This window comes from Bradyrhizobium sp. JR4.3, from assembly GCF_040547695.1.
GTDB classification, from domain to species: Bacteria; Pseudomonadota; Alphaproteobacteria; order Rhizobiales; family Xanthobacteraceae; genus Bradyrhizobium; species Bradyrhizobium canariense.
Genome location: NZ_JBEPQF010000049.1, coordinates 1 through 23,423, shown reverse-complemented (window position 1 = coordinate 23,423; position 23,423 = coordinate 1). Strand labels below are relative to the sequence as shown.

General features: G+C 61.0%; 20 protein-coding genes and 1 pseudogene. 10 read left to right on the top strand and 11 right to left on the bottom strand.

The window, feature by feature from the left end:
- Positions 1–29: 29 nt before the first annotated feature.
- Positions 30–1,106 carry a BMP family ABC transporter substrate-binding protein gene (locus tag ABIB91_RS38285; RefSeq protein WP_354172155.1) on the top strand — a complete coding sequence of 359 codons (1,077 nt, stop codon included), beginning with the start codon at positions 30–32 and terminating at the stop codon, positions 1,104–1,106.
- Positions 1,107–1,213: 107 nt separating this feature from the next.
- On the opposite strand, the gene ABIB91_RS38280 is transcribed toward ABIB91_RS38285, so the two are convergent.
- Positions 1,214–2,563, bottom strand: a complete 1,350-nt coding sequence (locus tag ABIB91_RS38280) for an 8-oxoguanine deaminase (RefSeq protein WP_354172153.1) — start codon at positions 2,561–2,563, stop codon at positions 1,214–1,216.
- A 153-nt stretch (positions 2,564–2,716) separates the two neighbouring features.
- Here ABIB91_RS38280 and ABIB91_RS38275 point away from each other — a divergent pair, with 153 nt between their 5' ends.
- The 3 genes from ABIB91_RS38275 to ABIB91_RS38265 are packed head-to-tail and all read left to right on the top strand — an operon-like array spanning position 2,717 to position 7,684.
- Positions 2,717–3,544 carry an FAD binding domain-containing protein gene (locus ABIB91_RS38275; RefSeq protein WP_354172151.1) on the top strand — a complete coding sequence of 276 codons (828 nt, stop codon included), beginning with the start codon at positions 2,717–2,719 and terminating at the stop codon, positions 3,542–3,544.
- Positions 3,541–6,264: a molybdopterin-dependent oxidoreductase gene (locus tag ABIB91_RS38270; protein ID WP_354172149.1), complete on the top strand. Its 2,724-nt coding sequence runs from the start codon at positions 3,541–3,543 to the stop codon at positions 6,262–6,264. Before ABIB91_RS38275 ends, ABIB91_RS38270 begins: the two co-directional genes overlap by 4 nt.
- Before the next feature lie 22 nt (positions 6,265–6,286).
- A complete protein-coding gene (locus ABIB91_RS38265) occupies positions 6,287–7,684 on the top strand; it encodes a nucleobase:cation symporter-2 family protein (RefSeq protein ID WP_354172147.1) in 1,398 nt (465 codons plus the stop codon).
- On the opposite strand, the gene uraD is transcribed toward ABIB91_RS38265, so the two are convergent.
- The 4 genes from uraD to ABIB91_RS38245 form a co-directional block, all read right to left on the bottom strand.
- Entirely contained in the window at positions 7,681–8,568 is an 888-nt protein-coding gene (gene uraD / locus ABIB91_RS38260) for a 2-oxo-4-hydroxy-4-carboxy-5-ureidoimidazoline decarboxylase (RefSeq protein ID WP_219685274.1), read from the bottom strand. The genes ABIB91_RS38265 and uraD overlap by 4 nt on opposite strands.
- 5 nt (positions 8,569–8,573) lie before the next feature.
- Entirely contained in the window at positions 8,574–9,509 is a 936-nt protein-coding gene (puuE, locus tag ABIB91_RS38255; RefSeq protein WP_354172144.1) for an allantoinase PuuE, read from the bottom strand.
- Positions 9,510–9,923 carry a DUF3830 family protein gene (locus ABIB91_RS38250; protein ID WP_007601448.1) on the bottom strand — a complete coding sequence of 138 codons (414 nt, stop codon included), beginning with the start codon at positions 9,921–9,923 and terminating at the stop codon, positions 9,510–9,512. It lies immediately after the preceding gene.
- Positions 9,924–10,012: 89 nt separating this feature from the next.
- Positions 10,013–10,291, bottom strand: a complete 279-nt coding sequence (locus ABIB91_RS38245) for a hypothetical protein (protein ID WP_007601447.1) — start codon at positions 10,289–10,291, stop codon at positions 10,013–10,015.
- Between the two features lie 222 nt (positions 10,292–10,513).
- On the opposite strand from ABIB91_RS38245, the gene ABIB91_RS38240 reads away from it, so the two are divergent.
- The gene (locus ABIB91_RS38240; protein ID WP_354129194.1) at positions 10,514–10,732 is read left to right on the top strand and encodes a hypothetical protein; all 219 of its coding nucleotides are present in this window, start codon (positions 10,514–10,516) and stop codon (positions 10,730–10,732) included.
- On the opposite strand, the gene ABIB91_RS38235 is transcribed toward ABIB91_RS38240, so the two are convergent.
- Entirely contained in the window at positions 10,693–10,962 is a 270-nt protein-coding gene (locus tag ABIB91_RS38235; RefSeq protein ID WP_007601443.1) for a hypothetical protein, read from the bottom strand. The genes ABIB91_RS38240 and ABIB91_RS38235 overlap by 40 nt on opposite strands.
- 487 nt (positions 10,963–11,449) lie before the next feature.
- Between ABIB91_RS38235 and ABIB91_RS38230 the strand changes: the two genes are divergently transcribed.
- Both ABIB91_RS38230 and ABIB91_RS38225 read left to right on the top strand, forming a co-directional pair.
- Entirely contained in the window at positions 11,450–12,856 is a 1,407-nt protein-coding gene (locus ABIB91_RS38230) for a tyrosine-type recombinase/integrase (protein WP_354172141.1), read from the top strand.
- 311 nt (positions 12,857–13,167) lie between these two features.
- A complete protein-coding gene (locus ABIB91_RS38225) occupies positions 13,168–13,941 on the top strand; it encodes a bestrophin-like domain (protein WP_354172139.1) in 774 nt (257 codons plus the stop codon).
- Between the two features lie 340 nt (positions 13,942–14,281).
- Here ABIB91_RS38225 and ABIB91_RS38220 read toward each other — a convergent pair whose 3' ends face one another.
- Positions 14,282–15,634, bottom strand: coding sequence for a phospholipase D family protein (locus ABIB91_RS38220; RefSeq protein WP_354172137.1), 1,353 nt, complete (start codon positions 15,632–15,634; stop codon positions 14,282–14,284).
- Between the two features lie 637 nt (positions 15,635–16,271).
- Between ABIB91_RS38220 and ABIB91_RS38215 the strand changes: the two genes are divergently transcribed.
- Positions 16,272–16,445: a hypothetical protein gene (locus tag ABIB91_RS38215; RefSeq protein WP_354059947.1), complete on the top strand. Its 174-nt coding sequence runs from the start codon at positions 16,272–16,274 to the stop codon at positions 16,443–16,445.
- A gap of 231 nt (positions 16,446–16,676) precedes the next feature.
- On the opposite strand, the gene ABIB91_RS38210 is transcribed toward ABIB91_RS38215, so the two are convergent.
- Together ABIB91_RS38210 and ABIB91_RS38205 are read right to left on the bottom strand one after the other, a co-directional pair.
- Positions 16,677–17,198 carry an HdeA/HdeB family chaperone gene (locus ABIB91_RS38210; RefSeq protein ID WP_354059945.1) on the bottom strand — a complete coding sequence of 174 codons (522 nt, stop codon included), beginning with the start codon at positions 17,196–17,198 and terminating at the stop codon, positions 16,677–16,679.
- Positions 17,199–17,827: 629 nt separating this feature from the next.
- Positions 17,828–17,968: pseudogene (locus ABIB91_RS38205) on the bottom strand (helix-turn-helix domain-containing protein); the annotation flags it as partial.
- 1,078 nt (positions 17,969–19,046) lie between these two features.
- Here ABIB91_RS38205 and ABIB91_RS38200 point away from each other — a divergent pair.
- A complete protein-coding gene (locus ABIB91_RS38200; protein ID WP_354172134.1) occupies positions 19,047–19,181 on the top strand; it encodes a hypothetical protein in 135 nt (44 codons plus the stop codon).
- Between the two features lie 317 nt (positions 19,182–19,498).
- Here the strand turns inward: ABIB91_RS38200 and lpxD are convergent, their stop codons facing one another.
- A complete protein-coding gene (lpxD, locus tag ABIB91_RS38195; protein ID WP_354172132.1) occupies positions 19,499–20,524 on the bottom strand; it encodes a UDP-3-O-(3-hydroxymyristoyl)glucosamine N-acyltransferase in 1,026 nt (341 codons plus the stop codon).
- Between the two features lie 427 nt (positions 20,525–20,951).
- Here lpxD and ABIB91_RS38190 point away from each other — a divergent pair, with 427 nt between their 5' ends.
- A complete protein-coding gene (locus ABIB91_RS38190; protein WP_354172130.1) occupies positions 20,952–21,332 on the top strand; it encodes a hypothetical protein in 381 nt (126 codons plus the stop codon).
- Between the two features lie 79 nt (positions 21,333–21,411).
- Here ABIB91_RS38190 and ABIB91_RS38185 read toward each other — a convergent pair whose 3' ends face one another.
- Positions 21,412–22,338, bottom strand: coding sequence for a hypothetical protein (locus ABIB91_RS38185; RefSeq protein ID WP_354059941.1), 927 nt, complete (start codon positions 22,336–22,338; stop codon positions 21,412–21,414).
- Between the last annotated feature and the right edge of the window lie 1,085 nt (positions 22,339–23,423).

The window sequence follows — 23,423 nt, the reverse complement described above, 5'->3', positions numbered from 1 at the left end:
GGCTTTCCCCTGATGTTTGGAGATTGATGATGAGGAAATCACTTCTTGCGCTGACTGCCGGGCTCTTGCTTGCCGGGGGCGTCAGTGCAGCCTCCGCCGCCGACAAGCTGAAAGTCGGATTTATCTACCTCGGCCCGGTCGGTGACCTCGGCTGGACCTATCAGCATGAGCTGGCACGCCAGGCCCTGGTGAAGGAGCTCGGCGACAAGATCGAGACCACTTTTCTCGAAAACGTGCCTGAGGGCCCCGACGCCGAGCGCTCCATCGAGCAGCTCGTCCGCGCCGGCAACAAGCTGATCTTCACCACCTCGTTCGGCTACATGGATCCGACGCTGAAGGTCGCGAAGAAATATCCGAACGTACATTTCGAGCACGCGACCGGATACAAGCGCAACCCGAACATGTCGACCTATTCGGCCAAATGGTTCCAGGGCCGCTACATCCAGGGCCTGATCGCGGCCAAGATGTCGAAGTCCGGCGTGCTCGGCTATATCGGCTCGTTCCCGATTCCCGAGGTCGTCTCCGGCATCAACGCGACGATCCTCGCCGCGCAGACCATCAACCCGAACATCAAGGTCAAGATCATCTGGGCCAACACCTGGTTCGACCCGGGCAAGGAGGCCGACGCCGCCAAGGCGCTGATCGACCAGGGCGCGGATGTGATCATGCAGCACACGGATTCGCCCGCGGCAATGCAGATCGCCAGCGAACGCGGCAAGCTCGCCTTCGGCCAGGATTCCGAGATGATCAAGTTCGGGCCGAAGACCCAGCTGACCTCGATCCTCGATACCTGGGGTCCCTACTACATCGCCCGGGTCAAGGCCGAGCTCGACGGAACCTGGAAATCCGAGGACAGTTGGGGCGGCCTCGACAGCCACATGTTCGCGATGGCGCCCTACACCAACATGCCTGACGACGTGAAGAAGATCGCCGAGAATGCCCAGGCCGCGATCACCGCGGGCAAGCTGCATCCGTTCAAGTGCCCGGTCCTTGGGCAGGACGGCAAGCCTGTCGAGTGCAAGGGCGGCGCCAATCTCGACGACGGCCAGATCCTCGGCATGAATTTCTATGTCAAAGGCATCGACGACAAGCTGCCGGGCAAGTAGCACGCTTCTTGCATCGCCTAAATCACCTGCTCCTCCCGGAGGAGGTTCGGAGGGGGTGGCCAGAAGCACCCGGCACTTGTGGTCGCCCCCTCTTTCTATTTTGCTGATTATCCCGCCTGCATCGCCCGCGCCGCGGAACTGTGGCGGCTGATCAGATCGGCGACATCCAGGCCCGGGATCGCTCCGTCGATCACGGCCCATTTCCCCGCCACCATGACCCGATCGGCCCGGTGGGCCCCGCACAGGACGACCGCGGCCAGGGGATCGCCATGGCCGGAGAAGCGTAGCTCGTCGAGCCGGAACAGCGCGAGATCGGCCGCCTTGCCGACGGCGATCTCACCGAGTTCCGGTCGACCGACGCAGGCCGCCGAGCCCTTGGTGGCCCAGCGCAGCGCATCCTTATGACTGACCTTCGTCACCCCGTAGCGCGCCCGCTGTAGCAGGAACGCAGCCCGGACCTCCTGCATCAGGTTCGATCCATCGTTCGAGGCCGAGCCATCGACGCCGATGCCGATGCCCACACCGGCCTCCTCCATTTCGCAGACGGGGCAGCAGCCGGAGGCCAGAAGCTGGTTGCTGCAGGCGCAATGACTGATCGTCGTCTTCGCCTTGCCGAGCCGCTTCATCTCGTCTGCATTGAAGAAGATGCCATGGGCGAGCCACGTCCGCGCATTGAGCCAGCCGCATTGTTCGAGATAGTCGAGCGGACGGCAGCCATACATCTCCTGGCAGAATTTGTTCTCGTCCTCGGTCTCGGCCAGATGGGTATGCAGGCGCACATCGAGCTTGTCTGCGAGATCGGCGGTGGCGCGCATCAGGGACGTCGTCACCGAGAACGGCGAGCAAGGTGCGAGCGCGATCTGCACCATCGCATCCGCGCCGCGCTGGTGGTGCTTGGCGACCACCCGCGCGCTGTCGGCGAGGATGGTGTCCTCATCCTGCACGACGCTATCGGGCGGCAGACCGCCGTCGCGCTGCGACAGGTTCATCGAGCCGCGCGTGAGCAGCACGCGCACGCCGAGCCGCCTGGCCACCGCCACCTCGATATCGACGGCGTCTTCGAGCCCCGCCGGAAAAACGTAGTGATGATCCGTCGTGGTGGTGCAGCCCGACAGCAGCAATTCGGACATCGCCACGGTGACGCCGAGCTCGAGAGCTTCAGGCGTCAGCTTCGCCCACACCGGATAGAGCGCCTGAAGCCAGGGAAACAGCTCGCGGTCCATCGCCGCCGGCAGCGCCCGCGTCAGCGTCTGGTAGAAATGGTGATGGGTGTTGATGAGGCCCGGCAGCACGACGTGGTCGCCAGCATCGAACACCGCGACGTCAGCGGTTGCAGGCGCAGCGCCGGCCGGCACCAGCTCGACGATCCGGCCGCCTCTCACCACGATCCCGCGCTCGGCGCCATCGGCGAGGATAGCCAGGGGATCCCTGATCCAGATCGGCTTTGCGTCGCTCATCAACCTGCTCCTCCTCACATCCGCCGACGACAGGCCTGCAAGGCAGGGGCGGGCCTGATTGCACTTTTGCTGCGACTTGTTGTTGCGACTTGGCGCTCGTCTTGCAAGACTTTCTCCTGGTTCGATTCACTCGTTGGAAGCGTTGGCGTCGCCATGGACTTGAATACCATCACAGCGGTCGCCCATCCGCAAACGCGCACGCAGCTGCCCGTTTGGACGCCAGGTGATGCTTGGCTCGCGGGCGGCACCTGGCTGTTCTCGGAGCCGCAAGTTCACCTTACTCGGCTCATCGATCTCGCCGACCTCAAGTGGCCGGCGCTGACGGTCACCGAGAGCCATTTCAGCATCGCGGCCACCTGCACCGTTGCGCAGCTCGATGGATTCGCCTGCCCACCCGACTGGTTCGCGGCGCCGCTGATCAACCAGTGCTGCCGCGCCTTCCTGGCTTCGTTCAAGATCTGGAAGACGGCGACCGTCGGCGGCAATCTCTGCATGTCGCTTCCGGCGGGACCGATGATCTCGCTCACCGCTGCGCTGGACGGCGTCTGCACCATCTGGAAGGCCGGCGGCGGCGAACAGGTGATGCCCGTCTTCGACTTCGTCAGCGGCAACCAGCTCAACCGTCTGGCGCCGGGGGACCTGCTCCGGCAGATCGATATTCCGATCGCCGCGTTGAAACGTCGTACGGCCTTCCGCCAGATCTCGCTGGCGCCGGTCGGCCGCTCGGCGGCGCTCCTGATCGGCAGTCTGGATGCCGATGGCACGCTGACGCTCACGGTCACCGCCTCGACGGTGCGGCCGATCCGGTTGTCCTTTCGCGAGGTCCCCGACACGAAAGCGCTTCGCGATTCCATCGCGCAGCAGATCACGGACGATCTCTACCATACCGACATCCACGGTAAGCCGCTCTGGCGCAAGCACATGACACTGCGGCTCGCCGAAGAGATCCGCGACGAACTCCTCGGAGCACCGCCGGCATGAGCTTCGAGGTTAATGGCACGACGTTTCCACAGGAGCCGCGCGCCGGCCAGTGCCTGCGCACGTTTCTGCGCGAGCTCGGCCATTTCGGCGTGAAGAAGGGCTGCGACGCCGGCGATTGCGGCGCCTGCACCGTGCTGCTGGACGGCGAGCCGGTGCATAGCTGTCTGATCCCGGCGTTCCGCGCCGACGGGCGCGCGGTCACGACGATCGAAGGCCTCGGCGGTGACAGCGGCGCGCATCCGATGCAGCAGGCTTTCCTCGATGCGCAGGGCTTTCAATGCGGCTTTTGCACCGCCGGCATGATCCTGACCTGTGCCTCGCTGAACCAGGCGCAGCGCACCGATCTCGGCGTCGCGCTGAAGGGCAATATCTGCCGCTGCACCGGCTATCGCGCGATCGAGGACGCGCTGCTCGGCAAGGCCAATGTCGAGGCGGGCGTCGAAGCCGGCGCCGCATTCGGCCGCAGCCTGCCGGCGCCGGCTGGCCCCGATGTCGTGCGCGGCAAGGCGCGCTACACGTTCGACACGCAGATCGACGGCCTGCTGCATATCAAGCTGCTCCGTTCGCCGCACGCCCACGCGAGGATCGTCGCGATCGACAAGTCGGAAGCGCTGCGCGTTCCCGGCGTGCACGCGGTACTGACGCATGAGGATGCGCCAACCACTCTGATGTCGACCGCGCGGCATGAGAAGGACTGGATGGATCCCGAGGATACCCGTGTTCTCGACGACATCGTCCGCTTCATCGGCCAGAAGGTCGCCGCCGTGGTCGCAGACAGCGAAGCCGCGGCCGAGGACGCATGCCGCCGGCTGAAGGTCAGTTACGAGATTTTGCCCGCGCTGGTCGATCCGGAGCAGGCGATGGCGCCCGGCGCGCCCGTCATTCATCCCGATCGCACCACCGCGAACCGCATCGCCTATGCCCAGCGCAACCTCGCTGCGGAGACGCATGGCGAATTCGGCAACGTGGCGGCTGCGCTCGCGACATCCGCCGCCACCTTCGAGGGCACCTTCCATAGTCACCGTGTGCAGCATGCCGCTTTGGAAACCCATGGCGGCCTCGCCTGGCTCGATGCTTCCGGCGTGCTCAATGTCCGCACCTCGACGCAGGTGCCGTTCCTGACCCGACGCGCGCTGTCTGATATCTTCGAACTTCCCATGGACAAGGTCCGCGTCTTCTGCGAGCGCGTCGGCGGCGGCTTTGGTGGCAAGCAGGAGATGTTCGTCGAAGACATTCTGGCGCTCGCCGCGCTCAAGACCGGACGGCCGGTGAAGCTGGAGCTCACCCGCGAGGAGCAGTTCATCGCAACCTCGACGCGGCATCCGATGCGGGTCCACGTCAGGGCCGGTGCCGACGCGAACGGCAAGCTCACGGCGCTCCAGCTCGACGTGCTCTCCAACACCGGCGCCTACGGCAATCACGCCGGCCCAGTGATGTTCCACTCGCTGGCCGAATCCATCAGCGTCTACAATTGCCCGAACAAGCGGGTCGACGGCTACGCGGTCTACACCAATACGGTGCCAGCAGGCGCGTTTCGCGGTTATGGTCTGCCGCAAACACTCATCGCGGTCGAGGCCGCGATCGACGAATTGGCCAAGCAGCTCGGCATCAACCCTTACGAGATGCGCCGGCGCAACGTCATCAAGCCCGGCGATCCCATGGTGTCGCCGCCGCCGTCGGAATTCCACGACGTGCACTACGGCTCCTACGGGCTCGACCAGTGCCTCGACCTCGTCGAGCGCGCGATGCAGGCTGATGGTCCACAGCCGGACCTGTCGCCGGAGTGGCTGATCGGCGACGGCGTCGCGCTGACCATGATCGACACGGTGCCCCCGGCGGGCCATCTCGCGGATGCGATGGTCACGCTCAACGACGACGCCAGCTTCGACCTCACCGTCGGCACCGCCGAATTCGGCAACGGCACCAGCACCGTGCACCGGCAGATCGCGGCGACCACGCTTGCGACCACCGTCGACCGGATCCGCCTGCGCCAGTCCGACACCGCCCATGGCGGCCACGACACCGGCGCCTATGGCAGCGCCGGCATGTTCGTGGCAGGCAAGGCGACGCATGCCGCAGCCATGCAGCTTGCGACCGAGCTGAAGGCGGCCGCCGCCGGCGCATGGCTCTGCGACGTCGGCAGTTGCACGCTCGATAGCGAAGCCGTCGTCAGTGGCGTGCGGCGCATGTCCTTTGTGGAGCTGGCAAGGCTCGCGCGCGAACGCGGACAGCCGTTCGCAGGCGCCGGCAATTCCGGCGGCACGCCGCGTTCGGTCGGCTTCAACGTGCAGGGTTTTCGCGTCGCCGTGAACAAGGCCACTGGCGAGCTCCGGATTCTCAGGAGCGTGCATGCAGCGGACGCCGGCGTCGTGGCCAATCCCATGCAGTGCCGTGGTCAGGTCGAAGGCGGTGTCGCGCAGGCGCTCGGTGCCGCGCTCTACGAGGAGATGGTGATCGATGCGGATGGCCGCGTCGCCAACCCCAAATTCCGAGACTACCACCTGCCCTCCTTCGCCGATGTGCCCCGCACCGAGGTCTTCTTCGCCGAGACCTCCGACACGATCGGCCCGCTGGGGGCGAAGTCGATGAGCGAGAGTCCGTACAATCCGGTCGCCGCCGCTCTCGGCAACGCGATTGCCGATGCCACCGGCATCCGCTTCACTGCGCCGCCATTCAAGCCGGACCGGCTGTTTCCGGCGCTGCACGATAAGTTTGGATAGGCATATTTCGGGGGATTAATCCATGAGCAGCGAAGTGCATCCCGTCGACGAGGTCCTGCCGGTCCCGCGCCTGCTGGCGCTCGGGCTTCAGCATGTGCTGGTGATGTATGCCGGCGCGGTCGCGGTGCCCCTGATCATCGGGCGCGCGCTGAAGCTGCCGCCGGAGGATGTCGCCTTCCTGATCAGCGCCGACCTGTTCGCCTGCGGACTTGCGACGCTGGTGCAATGCCTCGGTCTTCCCGGTGTCGGCATCCGCCTGCCTGTGATGATGGGCGTGACGTTCGCATCCGTCGGTCCGATGCTGTCGATGGCGGCTTCACCTGAGATCGGCCTGCTCGGCATCTACGGTTCAGTGATCGCCGCCGGCCTGTTCGGCATCGTCGCGGCGCCGTTCGTCAGCCGGCTGCTACCGCTGTTCCCGCCCGTCGTCACCGGCAGCATCATTCTCGTCATCGGCATCTCCCTGATGCGGGTCGGCATCAACTGGGCCGGCGGCGGTCTGCCGACGCTGACCAGGATGGTCGACGGCGTCGCCGGCAGCTTTCCCAATCCGGCCTACGGACAGTTGAAGGGGCTCGGCATCTCGCTGTTCGTGTTGCTGTTCATTCTCGGCTTGATCAAATGGGGCACCGGCTTCCTCGCCAACGTCGCCGTGCTGCTTGGCATCATCGCCGGCGCCGTGCTCGCGACCATTCTGGGCGTGATGCATTTCGACAAGGTCGCTGCGGCCTCCTGGGGCGCGGTCGTGATCCCGTTCCGCTTCGGCATGCCGCAATTCCATCTGGTACCAGTTATCACCATGTGCGTCGTCATGATCGTGGTGATGATCGAATCACTCGGCATGTTCCTGGCGCTCGGCGACATCACCGGCAAGACGGTCGACCGCGAAGCCCTGAGCCGAGGCCTGCGCGCCGACGGCGTCGGCACGCTGCTCGGCGGCATCTTCAACACCTTCCCGTACACGTCGTTCTCGCAGAATGTCGGTCTCGTCTCGGTCACGGGCGTGCGTTCGCGATGGGTGACGGTCACGGGCGGCTGCATCATGCTCGTGGTCGGCCTGTTGCCGAAGCTCGCCGCATTGGTCGAGGCCGTGCCGCTGGTCGTGCTCGGCGGCGCCGGCCTCGTGATGTTCGGCATGGTCGCGGCGACAGGCGCACGTATCCTCACCTCGGTCGACTTCCGCACCAATCGCTACAATCTCTTCATCGTCGCGATCTCGATCGGCTTCGGCCTGATCCCGCTCGCCGCACCCGGCTTCTTCAGGAATTTGCCGCATGATCTGCAGCCGCTGCTGGAGTCCGGCATCCTGCTGTGTGCAATCGTCTCGGTGCTGCTCAACGCCTTCTTCAACGGGTTGAGCGGCGGCGCAGCGGCGGAAGCGGATGCAGCAGCGGTCGCCTCATCCGCGCAACATGTTTAACTGCCGCGATAGGTCGAATAGCTCCACGGCGTGACCAGCAGCGGCACGTGGTAGTGGCTTTCCGGCTCGCTGATCGCAAAGCGTAGCGGGATCTCGTCGAGGAACGGCGGGTCGGAGAGCTGCACGTTGCGCTCGGCGTAATATTTGGCCACGCTAAACCGGAGCTCGTAGCGGCCGATCGGCAGCGGGCGGCCGCCGATCAGCGGCTGGTCGGTGCGGCCGTCTGCGTTGGTGACGGTGCGCGCGATGACGCGGCTTTCCCCGAGCGCGGCGAGCTCGACCAGCTCGACCGGAATACCCGGCGCGGGCTTGCCGGCGTGATTGTCCAGTACATGGGTCGAAAGCCGGCCGTGCACCTTGAGCTTGTCATCGGCGATGACGAGCTGATCGAGACGCAGAGCAGCGATACGAGAGATTTCCTCAAGCGCGCGGCGTGTCTCGGTCTTGGCGATGTTCTGCAGCCGCGCCTCGAAGTCCCGCAGGATGGAATCCCTGGTATGCCGGCGCGCGCAGACGATATAGGGGATACCAAATTTTTCGCGATATGCATTGTTCGCCCGCTCGAAGGCCGCGTATTCGGCGTCCGACAGACGGTCGAGGCCGGCGCTATTCTGCTCGGCACTCGAGTCAGGCGTGAGTCCCGCTGCGCGCTGAGTCTTGTTGGCAAGGTCGGGGTGCGCACGTATCAGCGCCAGTTGCACCTCGGGCTCAGCGCTCGCGATCGCCGCCTTGATCGCGTCGAGCAGTGGATTGATGCCGGCAAACGGACGGCGCGCCGCGGCTTCTTGGGCAATCCAAGGCGAGTACTCGACCACGTTTTCAAGTACTGCGACGAAATCGTCGAAGCTCGCGACATTGAGATCGGACAGCGGTATCTGCGACATCGCCCTCACCCGATCTCGAATGCGTCGGCCGCAAGGTGCGCGAGCTTGTCGTGCCAATGCTGTGCGATCTGCAAACGCGTCGGCACCCAGACGCGCTCGTGCTTGCCGATGTAGTCGAGGAAGCGGATCAGCCCCGCCGCGCGGCCGGGGCGACCGGCGAGACGGCAGTGCAGGCCTACCGACATCATCTTCGGCGCGCTCTCGCCTTCGGCATAGAGCACGTCGAAGGCATCTTTCAGGTAGGTGAAGAACTGCTCGCCTTCGGCAAAGCCTTGTGGATTGATGAAGCGCATGTCGTTGGCGTCGAGCGTGTAGGGAATGACGAGCTGCTTGCCGCTCGCGCCCTTGACCCAATAGGGCAGATCATCTGCGTAGGAATCGCTGAGATAGAGGAAGCCGCCCTCCTCCATCACCAAACGGTTGGTGTTGATCGAGGAGCGTCCGGTGTACCAGCCGAGCGGCCGCGAGCCGGTCGCCGCGGTGTGGACGCGGATCGCTTCCGCGATCTCCGCGCGCTCCTGCGCCTCGGTCATGTCCTTGTGCTCGATCCACTTCAGGCTGTGGCTGGCGATGTCCCAGCCCGCCTCCTTCATGGCAGCAACGATTTCCGGATTGCGCTTCAGCGCTGTGGCGACGCCGAACACGGTGGTCGGCCACTTCCGCTGGCTGAATATCCGCCACAGCCGCCAGAAGCCGGCGCGCGAGCCATATTCGAACATCGATTCGATATTGGCGTGGCGCTGGCCGGGCCAAGGCTGTGCGCCGAGCACGTCGGACAGGAACGCTTCCGAGGCAGGGTCGCCATGCAGGATGTTGTTTTCGCTGCCCTCCTCGAAATTAACGACGAACTGCACCGCGACCCGCGCGTTGCCGGGCCATTGCGGGTGCGGCGGGTTGCGGCCGTAACCGCGGAGATCGCGCGGGTAGCGGGTACCAGTCACTCAGACTTCCTCGAAGCGGATCGGCAGCGCGCCCTTCCACAGCACGCTCTTGCCGAGCGTCGCCAGATTCTCCAGGCCGGACGTCAAGGTGATGAAATGGTTGCCGGCGAGCTGGCCCATCTTGCTCGCGAAGTGCACGCCGCCATAGGCCATCAGGATCTCCGTCTCGCTGATGCCGCCGGGATAGAGGATGATCTGGCCGGGCGCAGGATAGCTGGTGTGGTTCTCGTAGCCGACACCGAAATCGAGGTCGCCAAGCGGCATCCACACGCCCTCGCCGCTCCAGCGCACGTGGATGATGTGGCTTTCGAACGGCAGCGCCTTGCGGAACGCGGCGACAGTCTTGGGCGCCGCTTGCTCCTCGAAACGGGCATCGAAGGTGAAGTCGCCGGCGCGGATCACGAGTTTGGTCATCTCATCTCTCTGGATCGGGGGCGGTGGCCCCACGGGGAATTTTCAGGCAAAGAGCACTCCGTCGGGCTTCGCGCAAGGGGCGCGGCCGGTTACCTGCGGTCGTAGGACCAGCCGAAAACGCCGCTCCGCCGCGTCTCGGGCTCCGGCTCGGCGGCGGGCTGCGGCGCCTCCCTCAGTTCCGCCTGCGGCGGCGGAGGCGGCACCGGCAAATTCTCGCATTTCATGGAGTAGACCAGCTTGCCGTCCGCGGTCCGTCCGATCGGCGCGCAGGGGTCCGGATGCGCCGCCGAGGTTTTTGGGGTCAGCTTGACCTGCGCCACGGCCGGCGAGGCGATCAGCAGAAGGACCAGCAGATATTTCGACATCATTGTCGCCCAGAAACCAGATTTGGCCCATTGAACCGGATTGCGCAGGTCAAGTCCATCGGGGCTGCGGGCGCGATTGCCGAATATTTAGCCGAGGCTAGAAAATTGGCTCGCCCCAATGTGATGTCGCGAACGCTGATATCGGCTGGGCGCATCGCCATGTCAGCCGCAACGGCGACCACACAAACATCTCACAGCCGGGCGCCGTTACGGGAGAAAGTAACGATGCAAAAGACCTTTATCATTCTCGGCGCGACGCTGATTGCCGCCGCCATCATCCAGACTGCCGCGGCGAACGACCGCCGTCATGTCCGCAAGGCGCAACCCCATCCCATCACCCAGTCGGTGCGCGACTCCAACGCCGCGCTGTGGCCGTCGCAGCCGACCGAGCCCGACTGGTCGCGCTATTCCAACGGCGCGATGTCTGCACCAGCGGGACGGTGATGCGGGAAGCCTAGCGCGATCAAGCGAAACTGCCTCCACGTCGTCATTGCGAGGAGCTCTTGCGACGAAGCAATCCAGACATTTTCCACGGATGCATTTCTGGATTGCTTCGCTGCGCTCGCAATGACGGAGTATGACGCGGTAACGCGACGCTTCCAGCTCGCATTTTTGAATTGCAGACACAGCTTCGCAGCCTCGCGGCTGATCTCGCCCGAGCTTTGCTTGGTCATTCCACCCTCTTGTCCAAGAGGGCGCAGGGAAGGCCGGGTGCTGACCTGGCACCCGCGGTCCGCTGCGCGAAAAGCACACGCAGGAAAACCGCACAGCGGCATACAGGTGTAGCCAATCACTCGGCCTTCCCTGCGCGATGGTTGGACGGCTTATGCCGTGCTCTCCCGGGAGCCGAGTTCGTTCTGGCCTCCCTCACCCCAGCGAAAGTCACCGACACCGCGCCGGTTGACGCAGATGCCGCATTCGTCAGGGCTTGACCGTAGCAACGACGGCCAGGACCACACGTCTATATTTTGGCATTCGGTGAAACACGCCGAAACTAACAAAAGACTTTAAAATAAGGGCTTTTCGACTACCCTGATGCAGGCTGTTTCAGCGGGCTTCACCAACTTAAGGGCCCGGCCCTAAGTCTTTCAGCGTCCGCACGACAAACTGAAAGCCTTCAAGCCGAGCCCTTTGGTCCCAAGCCTTAGGAGCCGAAACCACATGGATAGTAGCATCGCCCCCTCCCCCGTCGGCAAGCGCGGCCGCAACAGCAGCGTCATCCTGACCGACCGCCTGTGCGAGAAGCGGGTTGCCAAGCGTACCAAGTTCTACGACCGCAAATGCGCCGGCCTCTATGTCAGTATCACTGCGGTTGGCGCAGCAACCTTCTCGTTCAAGTTCACCGACAGGCAGACCGGGAAGCAGCGCACCGGCTGGCTCGGCGTCTACAATGCGGAGACCTTCACGGTCGAGGACGCGCGCAGCAGGGTCTATGGCCTCAAGGCAAGGGGTGGCGAGGCTCTCGCCCAGACCTTCCGGGACCAGAAGGCCAACAATGCAAAGCGCGGCAAGACCGTCGCCGAGATCATCGAGGAGCGGATCGACTGGATGAAGAAGCCAGTCCGTAAGCCGGACGGCGAGATGCGGCCCCGGCTGGAGGCTTGGGAAAATACGGCGACCCACCTGCGCCGCTTCCTCGGTGCCCGGCTTGGTAAAACACTCGCGGGCGATGTCACAAAGCATGACATCGCGACGCTATCGAACGACATCGTCGCGGGGACGTTTGGCAGGCCCTCGGTCAGCAACGCGCGCCACATGCGCAAGGCAGCGTCGGGCCTGTTCAACTGGGCGGCGGAGGCAGGCCGCGACTATGTGACGGCCAGCCCTTGCATCAACCTGCCCAAGCTCGATCCCGAGCATCCGCGCACTCGGGTTCTCTCCGAGGACGAGATCAGGACTTTCTGGCATGGCCTCGACCGCAATGATCTGCCCTATGACCGCCGCACCCGCCTCGCGCTCAAGTTCGAGCTGGTGACCATGCTGAGATCACGCGAAGTGCTCGGTGCGCATCGCGACGAGCTGTTTGACATCAAAGGCAAATATCCGCGTTTTGACGTACCTCTCAAGCGGGTCAAGAAGCGGCGGGTGATCCAGCAGCCGTTGTCGGATCTGGCTCTTGAGATCATCAAGGAGGCGCTGACCTCGGATGATCCGCAGTTCGTATTCGAGAGCCCGATATACAAGGGCCAGCCGATCCACCGCAAAGCGATGGCCGACGCGTTGCGCGGCACGAAACACGAAACGAACAAGAACAAGACCAAGACCACCGGTCTCTGCGAGTTGCTCGGACTCAAGCGGTTCACGCCGCACGACCTGCGCCGGACAGCGGCAACATTGGCCGGCGATCTTGGCTTTGACGATGCTGCCATCGCCAAATGCCTTGACCACGCCGTGACAAAGAAGGGCGAGACCATCGTGCCGACCGTCACGGGCAAGGTCTACAACCACTCCCAACGGATGAAGGAAAAGCGGGCGGTGCTGGACGGAATCGCGACCGAGCTGCGGCGGATCGTCGGCGAGCCTGTCGCCGAGGGCCTGGAGCATGGAGGGCCACGGCTCGTCGCCTGACTGCGCCACCGACCAACTCTGAGCCCATCACAGGTCTCGGGCCAGACCATCCCCCTGCGTAGGGAAGGTTTAGGCCTAAAAAACTTAAGTATATCAAGGCAATGGCGATCATGTGTCTACATTTGTGTGCGATCCGGCGACGGCCGGCTGCGAGACAATATATTAATGTTCAGAAGCCCTGTGGGTAGCAGTGGAGGCCCGCTCGCGCTCCGGTCAGCGGATGACTAATACCAAGACCATGATCTCGATCAAAAGTATGATCAGTTGTTCTGAGCATCACAAGCGACCGGGGGAATTTTCAAGGTGAGGTCGTGGGGCAACTGTACAACTTCTACTTTCTCGTCATTTTCTCAATTGGCGCCGCCATTGTCTTTCTAGCGAGCGAATTTGGATGGCGACTGGGAATACGGACCGAGGGTCACGGCGCGAGCGCCAACATCTCTGCGCTGGAGCAATCGCTTTTGGGATTGCTAGCTTTGATTATTGGGTTCACTTTTCTGATGGCGCTCACACGTTTCGAAGCTCGGCGCGAAGCGGTTCTCGTTGAAGCGAACGCGATTGGCACGACGGCTCTGCGCGCACGCCTCCTGCCAGCACCTCATCGGGCCGAATCACTGAAGCTCCTTCGGGAATATGCCCAGATACGGATCGTTCCGGCCGGCAAGCCTTTTGCGGAACTTCCGACGCTTGTTGATCGTTCGAACACGATCCAAGAAGCGCTATGGCAGCAGGTAATAGCTCTTTCTGCCAAAGATAATAGTATGGTGCCAACAGGGTTATTTATCCAAGCGCTTAACGAGATGATCGACGACCAAGGAAAGCGTCTTGCGGCGTTGCAAAACTTCATTCCGCACATTGTCTTACTAATGCTTTCCGGCATGGCTGCTGTTGCGTGCGGCTTTGCGGGCTATGCAAGCGGGCTTGACCCGCTCCGGACTCGAACTCCTGTTCTCATTACGACTGCTCTAGTCTGTAGCGTAATATTCGTAATACTCGATCTGGACCGCCCAAATGTCGGCTTCATTACGATAAGTCAGCAACCATTGATCGACACATTAGCAAGCCTTTCAACCTTTAACGACTAGCGTTGGTGCCGAGTTGCGCGCTCAATTCCACGTCAAAGCAGAGCATAGCGTGATGGAGGCCGGGCAGCAGCGCTGCAACGGTTGAGCGTGCCTGCCCAGTTCGCATGCGAGCGAATGCAAGCTATGGGCCTGTTTGAACGCGCGGCGACGCATCACAGGCGGCAGAACGGCAGTCATTTCGCAGACTTCCAGCCCGGGGACTGCGATTCGACGGGGGGCGTGGAATGCCAAGCCGCTAGGGGTTGCCGCGGATAGTGTGCTGGCCACAATTGCAAGCGGCCTCTGCGCCTCGTTCGGAAGTCATGGCTGTTGCTCGCCGTCGGTCGCGAACGAACCAGCGTCAAAGTTGCGAGTCGATAGGTAGGAGCTTACATAGGTTGGCGGCCAAACGTCTTCGAAAGCCAGCGTCGGGCTCGTCCCGATAGCTCACCTTTTGACCGTCCCTCTCCGTCTCCCACACCAATTCCCCTTTCGGATCGAGGAGGACGCGGTAGCAATTTTCGGGAGCCACACCGGTCCCCATGTAGTCAGTCAGCCTTTTAGTCAGCTCTGCACTCTCGATGTAGAGGCCCGCTTCGGTGTTGATCACGGCAGAGCGCGGATCGAGATTGAAGCTACCGATGAACACGGCTTCACCGTCGAAGGCCATGGCCTTGGCATGCAATGCCGCTCGTGACCGCCCGGAAACGAGCGACCAACCAGACCGAAAAGCGTCAGTGTCCGGGCGCAGTTCGTATAGCTCCATACCATGCCCGAGCAGCCGCCGTCGGGTCTTGGCATAACCTGAGTGGGCCGGAAGCATGTCGTTCGAAGCGAGTGAGTTTGTCAGTACGCGCACACGAACATTCCGCTGCTGCAGCCCCGTAACGGTCGCCTGCGCTCCGGCCGGCAGGACGAAGTACGGCGATTCGACCAAAAGTTCCTTTTTCAGATGTGCGATCCGTTCCCGGATGAAAGCAATGACATTATCACTCTCCCTGCCGGGGGCGATGCTTTCCGGATCGTCGGCGACAATATAGCCGTTAGCCCATACGAGATTGTCGCGAAGCTCGCCGCTCTGGGTCGCCAACTGGTAGAGGTCATGGTCGATTGGATAAGGATAGTTGGCCGCCGCAATCGCCTCACGCAATCGAAACATGACGACATCGAGATCGTCTGCGCCATGCTCGCTGTCGACGATGGCTGAGATCGGCACGGTTGAGCAGCTGTTCCAGTACTGGTCGAAAACCCTCGAGAGATCTGGGACGACAGGCCCAACTGCCAACACGTCCAGATCGCGATAATTAGCAATGGTGTTCACCCCATAATAGATGTCACCGATGTTGCGGCCACCGACAATTGCGGCCGCGTTGTCAGCAACCATCAACTTGTTATGCATGCGTCGATTGACCCGGCCGAAATCAAAAATGAAATCGAGAATTGACCAGCGCCGGTTAGTGAGCGGGTTGAACAGACGGATCTCAACATTGGGGTGAGCGTCGAGGCACGCTTTGACGGAATCGCTGTCCTTGTAGAAGGGATCGTCGACGAGGAGGCGCACCCTGACGCCGCGATCGGCAGCCTTCATCACGTGGTCGACGACGATCCGACCGGTCGTATCGCCATCCCACATGTAGTACTGCATGTCGAGGCTACGCTCGGCCAAGTCGGCCAACGCCAGACGAACGATGAAAGCCTCGCGCCCGCCGCTCAAGAGGCTGAAGCCGGAAAGGCCAGGATGCTGATCGGCCGCCGACCCGAAGAATTGGCCCAGCCTCGTCGATGCAGGGTCGCTAAATGCTGTCGATGGCTTTCGGGGAAAGCCTGTCCGATCGGTGCTACCGGGGGTGAGAACTTCAGCAAGCCCTGCCGCGGTTGTAGACCTCTGGTTGATCTTCGGTGAGGAAGGTGAATACCTTGCGATCAGGCTTAATCGTTCCTCTGTGAATGCGCGGGAGAGTTTCCTCGAAGCGCTGCATCCACAGTTAGGCGAACGTTACTTGCGTCAGCTGAGCACTGAATTTGCCTTTAACCGTGGGAAATATCTCAATGTCAGCCGAGCGGACGTTTGCCGCGTACTGAAAGGGATCGACGAAACCGAGTACTTTGCTCCGCGACACTTTGGGCCCACTAAATCAATGCGTACACGCTCAGGGTGCAATGACAATAATCCTAACCGAGCGATACGGCTACGCTATGCGAAAACGGCAAAGAAATTTCTGTGAGATGCGCCGAAGTCGCATAGGCCGTGTGACAAGCCTGTGACAGCTTCTCAGCGCGCGCACAAAAGAAGCATTCGGAGCGCCCCGTTCTGAATTGGTTCAAATCAGACAGATTGGCGGAGGGGACCGGTGTGTGAAAAACCGCTGACCGCGGCTCAGTGCGATGAAGTTGAGAACGCGATGCGTGAGGACGCGGCCGCGCTGCCGCCGGGATCGCCGATGAAGGAGAAACTGTTGCAGATGGCGAATGACTACCGCCTTTTGGCAGACCTCAAAAAATCAGTACTGCGACAAGTGCAATGATCAGATCGGGACGTGGGCGGTTGGCTTCCTTCTAAAAACGTTTATCGGTAAGCCTTTCGCACATGCGTGCTCATCAGAGCCGAACGAACTGGCAAAAACCAAAATCACGGTGAACCGAGTCTAGTCCAACATGCCACAGTGAACGAAGCTCAAATGAATTGCGCTGTTACGCAGGAGCCACGCTAATGCAGCGCGCTCCGTTGCTCGCAAGCGGTTGCAAACTGGTTCGACCTAGGTAGCTCTATTCTGAATGGCCGTTGGTAGAGTCCGGGATTTGTTTTTCTTACAATACGCAACGACCGCACTGGAATTCCGCTGCAGGCGGTCGTAATCCAATACACTGTTGCTTGCCGCTGCGTTGTAATAGCCACTCATGAAGTATCTTACGAAATCTTGATCTGCTGGACCGTATGCCAGCCAAGTTCCGCAGGTGATCTTGTTAAAATCCAGCGTAGCAGTAGGCACAGCAGTTACGCCTATCGATTTTTCCAGCCCTACCATCACACTGGCATTTGGGTTGGATTGGCACCACCCTCTTACGCTTGTGACATTTGCCCGATGCAGGTCAAAATCTACAAACGTCCTCCGACTTTCATAACTAAACCAACCGGTCATCCAAGCCGAAAACTTGCTTGACGGGGCAGCCGACATGGCAAGATATTCGCCACAGGTGATGCTGCGAATATCGGCCGTCGTGGCGCGCGCCTCACTGGCGAAAGCTGAGGAGACTACGACCAGCGCAAGCAGAAGCAATCTGCACCTCATTATGATGACCTCCCGAGCAACGATTGGAAACCAGATCAAGCAACAGCATGATCACACATTCCGTGACGACAACTGTATTCGGGCGTCGTGGCGACTGCCTAGTTGATCTAGATCAACGCCGGCGAAGCAATGTCCCTGCCAACCATTCCGGCTCGAGCAAAGTATGTCCTCGCGAAGGAAGGATGGCGAGCACTGGCGCAAGAGACCGCGAAGGCGCTTACGCCTGCCGCGATTCGGGCGTAAAGTACTCACTCAAGAGTCGATCGATCACCAATTGGGTCTCAACTTCGGTTCGGAATCCTGCGAGCATCAAAATAGAACCTCGCCGCGGTTCTTGCGCCAGCGACGTCTCGCGGTCCTCGGTCGTGATTGACGGGTCCGGGAAGTGCCGTCGGATCGAGGCATGACAAGACATGATCTCCCCCTCTTCCAAGTGAACTGCTCCGGAGCAAGCTGCAGCAGGGCAGAGGGACTCGCAATTGCACCGAAGGGCATTGTCCTTGAGTACACTATGAATAGCACTTGAGCCGGCCTGCAAACCCGAGCGCCAATGACGTCACCCTTCTTCGCTCCACACGCAGGCAAGCACTGCGCTCGTCGAAAGTAATCAACGGCAATTAGGGTTTTGCGCTGCGACTCCGCCTGTGTGGAGACCTGGACCGGAACTGTCGTGGTGTCATTCCGGTCCATCGCTTGAACGCGTGTCTGAGTGAACTCAGCTCGCGATAGCCAAGCAGCCAAGCAACTTCGGATACGGGAAGCTGCTCCTGTTGTCCTCTAGGTCAATACGCAAATTTGCCTGTCGTGATTAGAATTGTAGAGTACCGACCCCAACGGTACTCAATGCCCCCCGGCCTCAGTCTTCCAGACTGAGGCCGTCTCATTTTCGGCGCGTGCGGTTTCTGCATAACAGGCTGACTAAGGGCCGTAGTCCGAAAGAGCCAGAGTGATTCCGGTGTCGCTGAGAGCCGCCGAGGTCGTTCGCGGCGACGCGCTCGTCGAACCATCTGCGGACTTCGATCGATGTTGCCGGCAGCCCGACAGCGACTCCGGTCGGCATTCACCCATTGGCACAAAGTGCAGTAGCCGCAGGCTGCAGATCTGCTTGTCTACGGTGCGCCTTGCCGATTCTTTCCAGCCCCCAAGCTTCTCAGAATTGGCGAGAACGTACAGGCCCCGGCGCGGCATCCGCTTCGCCGGGGCCACGGAGGCGGAGATAGTCCTGGACCATGGACGCAACGGCAGATCGGCAACGAGTTTGGCCTTGGGTCGCCGCTGGGCAGAGCATGCGTCGGCACACGAGCTCGCGACCATGGTGAGCGGGTCGTTTGATGATCTCAGCCCAAATGCTGCCAGCGGACCTGTCAGATCATTTCGTCGGCGGCTTTCGCGAAGGCGTGTTGCACGTCTGGCGCGGGTCTTAAGACCTCAGCATAAGGGCGCCCGGATGAGACTAGGCGCCCTTGCCCGCCATCGTTGGCGGATCCAAGCTGTGAGTTCTAAGGGATCGTTGGGCGACCTCGAGGAACGCTGGAATACCAAGCGAATCAATAGCCGAACCTCTCGTCACAACTGAAGCGGGCGCGGGTTGATAGGTCCTGCCGGTTACGCCAACTATATTGACCAGCCTGTTAGAGGCGTCTTCCCATGCTTCACCGAGGGATTATTGATTGGTCCGAAGATCGAGGGCGCTCGCCCCTTCGGTTCTGTTTTACGGAACTTTAATAGGTCCTTGCCAACGTTGAGACCATTGCGATCGTCGCGGCGGCGACACTCGTTTGAACTTACCATTATCAAGATCTGCTCGGTTGGCAGTCTCTTCATGGAGAGACCGTTATGCTCAAAGGCTTTATGATCGCCGTTGTCGCGCTGCTTTTTTTGTTGCTGTGTGATCAGCAAGTATCAAATGGAAAGTATACTGAGGCGGCTATGGTTATGGCGAAGCACATCAAGCGTTCGTTCGGCGTCTGACCGTCGTGGGCCATGAGCGAGACAGACATTCTTAAATCTCTAAACGTCGGAAAGTGTCCGGATTGCGGATCGGACCAATTGCGATCCGGACTGCGCGTTGATATCGCCGAGCACTTGTCCTGTGTGAGATGCGCAGCGCGTTTCTACGTCGCGCCGCGACCACCCCTTGCAACGGTGTTCATCCGGCAGTGACGGGTCGCGTTTTACCATAAGGAATTACCAAAGCCCCCTAAGCCTAGGCTCCTCCTGCGACTCGTCCTCAACGCGCATCGCCGCTCAACACCCTTGAGGTAGATCAAGCCAGTCTGGCCGCCTTTTCAGTTCCTCTGGGCGGCGATCTTCTTAAGCGTGGCAATCTGTCGGAAGAAGGTTTTTATCGACTGGGCAGGGCTTCCGAGAACCCTAGCACCGGGTGCTAGATCCGAAATGACGCCCGCTTGCGCGCCGATCTCCGAACCTCGCCCTATCCGGAGGTGCCCCGCCATAGCCGCCTGCCCTCCGACGCGGACGAAATCCTCAAGCACGGTTGAACCCGAGATCCCAACTTGTGCAACTACAACGCAACAGCGGCCGAGAGTAACATTGTGGCCGATTTGCACGAGGTTATCGAGGCGGGAGCCAGCGCCGATCACGGTGTCACGCGATGATCCGCGATCAATCGTCGAATTGGCACCAACTTCGACATCATCTTCCAGAATAACTCGCCCAAGCTGGGGGATCGAGAGAAACCCGCCGTTGGTGGATGCGAATCCGAACCCTTCCTGGCCAATCCGCGCACCCGGATATACGTAAACGCGTGCTCCCAATACCGCGTAACTCAGGCTCACATGTGTGCCAATCCGGCAGTCCCTACCGATGCTGACGCCGCTTCCGATGACTGCGCAAGGACCGATCCGACAGCCCGGCCCTATTTCCGCTCCGCTTCCGATCACACACAGGGGTCCAACTTCTGTTGAAGGATCAATTTGAGCGCCATCCGCTATTATTGCCGAAGGGTGAACACCAGGACATGGCGGTGGTACAGGGTAGAACAGGGCAGCAACGCGGGCCCAAGCCGCATACGGTTCGCTCGTTTGGATCGCCACAGTTGCCGCTGGTACTCGTGAAGCCATATCAGGGTGAACGAGCACCGCGCCGGCGGAGGTTTGATCCAGGGCGGAAGCGTAACGGCGATTGTCTAGAAAGCTCACTTGAGTCGGCCCGGCCGCTTGCAAAGGGGCCAAACCTTCCAGCAATAGTTCACGTTCGTCTGCCACACCCCGCGCCGTGCTAGCGACGAGCGCGAGTGGATGCGGACCAGTTCGCCGGAAGAACCTTGCACTGCCCAGCACTGTTTCGAGCATCACGTCCCCCTGCAGCAAACCGGGTTCGACTGGCATTCCTCCTACGCCTGTCCCGGCCCATCCATGTCTGTTGGTCAGTCGCAGCCGCGGCGAAAAGCGTTCCCTAGATGCCTTGGGCCAACAGCAATGTTGCTCTCTGCCGTCGGCAGAATTGATTCAGATCAAGCCGCATCTTCGGCTGAGCACTTCGCACTGGATAACGGGACCCGCAACGCGTTCAGAAAGCGGTTACAAGCCACTTGATAGTGGTAATATTGCTGGTGCCACCAAGCCGCCCTTGCCCCCTAGCATCTTGAAACGTCGGACCTGCCGGCTCTTCTCCAGGCACGTCAGAGTTGACTTAGATCAACCTTCCGCTCGGCGATCGCCCTTTTTTGATCGGGACAGGCTGGTAATTCTCGAGCTTTCCGGTTTCTGAGATGAAAAGATGACGCGAGCATTGCTCTTCATTGTGGTGGCAATCCTTTGCGCATCGTGCAGAACCGACGCGCAGCTTGACCCGATCCAGGCCACCGTGATTGTCGATGCGGCCGAAGTCACCGATAGAGAAGAATGCCTCTACCAAGAAGTCGCCCGACTATTGGAGCCAAAGGGCAGTTCACCCATCAGCCTGCAGAATGTTGCGGTGGCCGCCACTCGGTTTTGTAGCGCTGCTGTCAGAAAACGTCTCCAGAGGGCGGCCTCCGTATCCCCGTCTGATGCGCAAACTCTCGCACGCGATGATCAGATGAAGACGGAACATCGCGCGTTCGCCATCGGGTTGGAATTGCGCGAGAAAAGGACAAATGGAGGAGTGGCAGGGAACTGAACGGGGCGGCTCCCGCCGGTCTGTGCATCTTGCAACAGGTTTATCTCCGTAGCCAGCCCGGCAGTGTCTTCGCAGCGATCTATCGCGGAACATTCGAAGCTTGCCGCTCCTGTGCTTCGTAATATTCGGCTGAAAACTTGATCGACCACCGGGAGAAGAACGAACGCAATTTCTGCGTGGGTCTTTCCACGCCAAGATGTTCAGCGACGTGCGCATTGCGAAGCCATCCGGCGAGCGACGCAAAACAGGCTGAGCGCATCAACGCGTGAAGCACTGCGAGGCCGACCGTATCGGCCTGTCTATAACGGTAGCCTAGCTTTTTAATGACGTACTGACGCTGGATGTTTTCGTAGGCCCTGCCCATGAGTCGAGCGAACGAACTTTTCTTCGCCTGCGGCCACGCTGCCGGATAAACCGGCAATACCAGAAGCTTGCTCTTAGCGATCACCGTAGCCAACGGATGCAAAAGCTGCATCCAGGCTGGCCAAGACGCTAATTTGGCAAACAATACCGCATGCATCACTGTCGCGACCCCGAAAGAGATCGGAAGCCACACTACCGCAGCCACGATTACAAGCAATGCAGTGTTCGGGGTGAGATGACGACATTTTCGAAACACCCACGCCATACCTTTTGCAAAGGCAACGTGCAGGCTTCGCTCGAACGCCCGATAGCTAATTTTGCGCCGGAGCCACGACCAGCGACGGCGCATCGACACGATCCAATTTCGACGCCTCGCCTCAGACAGAGGAAGGATCCACAGCGCACCGGCGGTGACAGCGACCATTAGGTTACCCAGAACCTTGGCCGCGAAAAGCGGAAGCCAGACGATCTCCATGACCAGAGGGAAAGTATAGTCGAGCAATCGCATTAAAACCGCGATAGTGAAACGCAGGATCTTGTTCGCGGCGATCGCTATGAAAGCAAGTGGAACGATGATCACGTCGTCCAGTGCACCGCGCACGCGGTGCTCTTCAATCCATGCGGGGCTTTGCTCATTGGCCACGGCACTACCGGTCGAGACGCGTTTCTTCGCCTAATCAGCTACGCTGACCGCGAGAGAAACTACTGCTCTATTTGAGCCAGGCGCTAGCAGGTCATTCCGGTCGCACATCTGCGGACGGCTCGACGGGTTTGCCGGACGGTTGTTCGTGCCACGCAAACACCGTTCACCCGAGTTCTGCCCGCGCCGCAGGCAGCAGCGATTTCCGTGATTATGCTGTCCGGCTGCGCGAGCACAGGAGCAACGGGCGCGGCTTGCGCCGACACCGCGAGAGACAGAGCGAGCGCGCCAATTGCAACCAACCTGATCATTCTCACCTCCTCGAAGAGCGATGAACGGGCCAAGCTGACGTCGCACTTGCTTCCAAGACTTGAGATGGATCAAAGGTTCTTAACTGACCCGCTTCTTCAGCAGTGTTGGGACAAGTGCTCTCGGCTCCTCAGGCGATCTTCCCTATCGACTCAGTTGCAGTCTGCGTGGAGAGCCTTCCATCATCGGGTGCTGTGGCAGTTCTACTATTTCACCCGGTTGGCGTGTATCGGGGGACACTACGATCAGTTTGACCCGGGTTTTTGATGTCGCCGTGCTAGCGTTAGGCACGTTCAACCTCGTGCTGGTGGCACTGCTTGTCTTGTCTTTCTGAGGTGCTCCGCAGGCCAACGCGGATCGCCGTGCATACGCGGCGCTGTTTGCGCCTCAATTTCACCATCCGACTCAGGCTGTGGTTGCAATCGTTGCCGGCGTCTCGTCTGTGACGGTTCTCGATCCCGAACCGGCGCGCGACGAAGCGGAGCCAGAGGCCCGGAGAGAACCCCATCAAACCGGGCCTTTGCGCTGTCCTTTGAGCAAAGCGCACGGGCGCACCATGTATGGCATCGCCTGATCCCTCCGAGAACGTCTGCAACGGGGGGGCGGCGTGAACTTAAAGCGGGCGCGGCGTCCGGTTTGCCTCTGACAGTCGACGTGACACGTCTCCACCCGCACTTCCGCTTAGGGCCGATTTTGTTGCAAAAGTCGGCCACAATGGATTTGACCGCTAGACCTTTCGTTGAGCCGCGCTCTGAAGCGCTGGCCCTGAAGCATTTTAC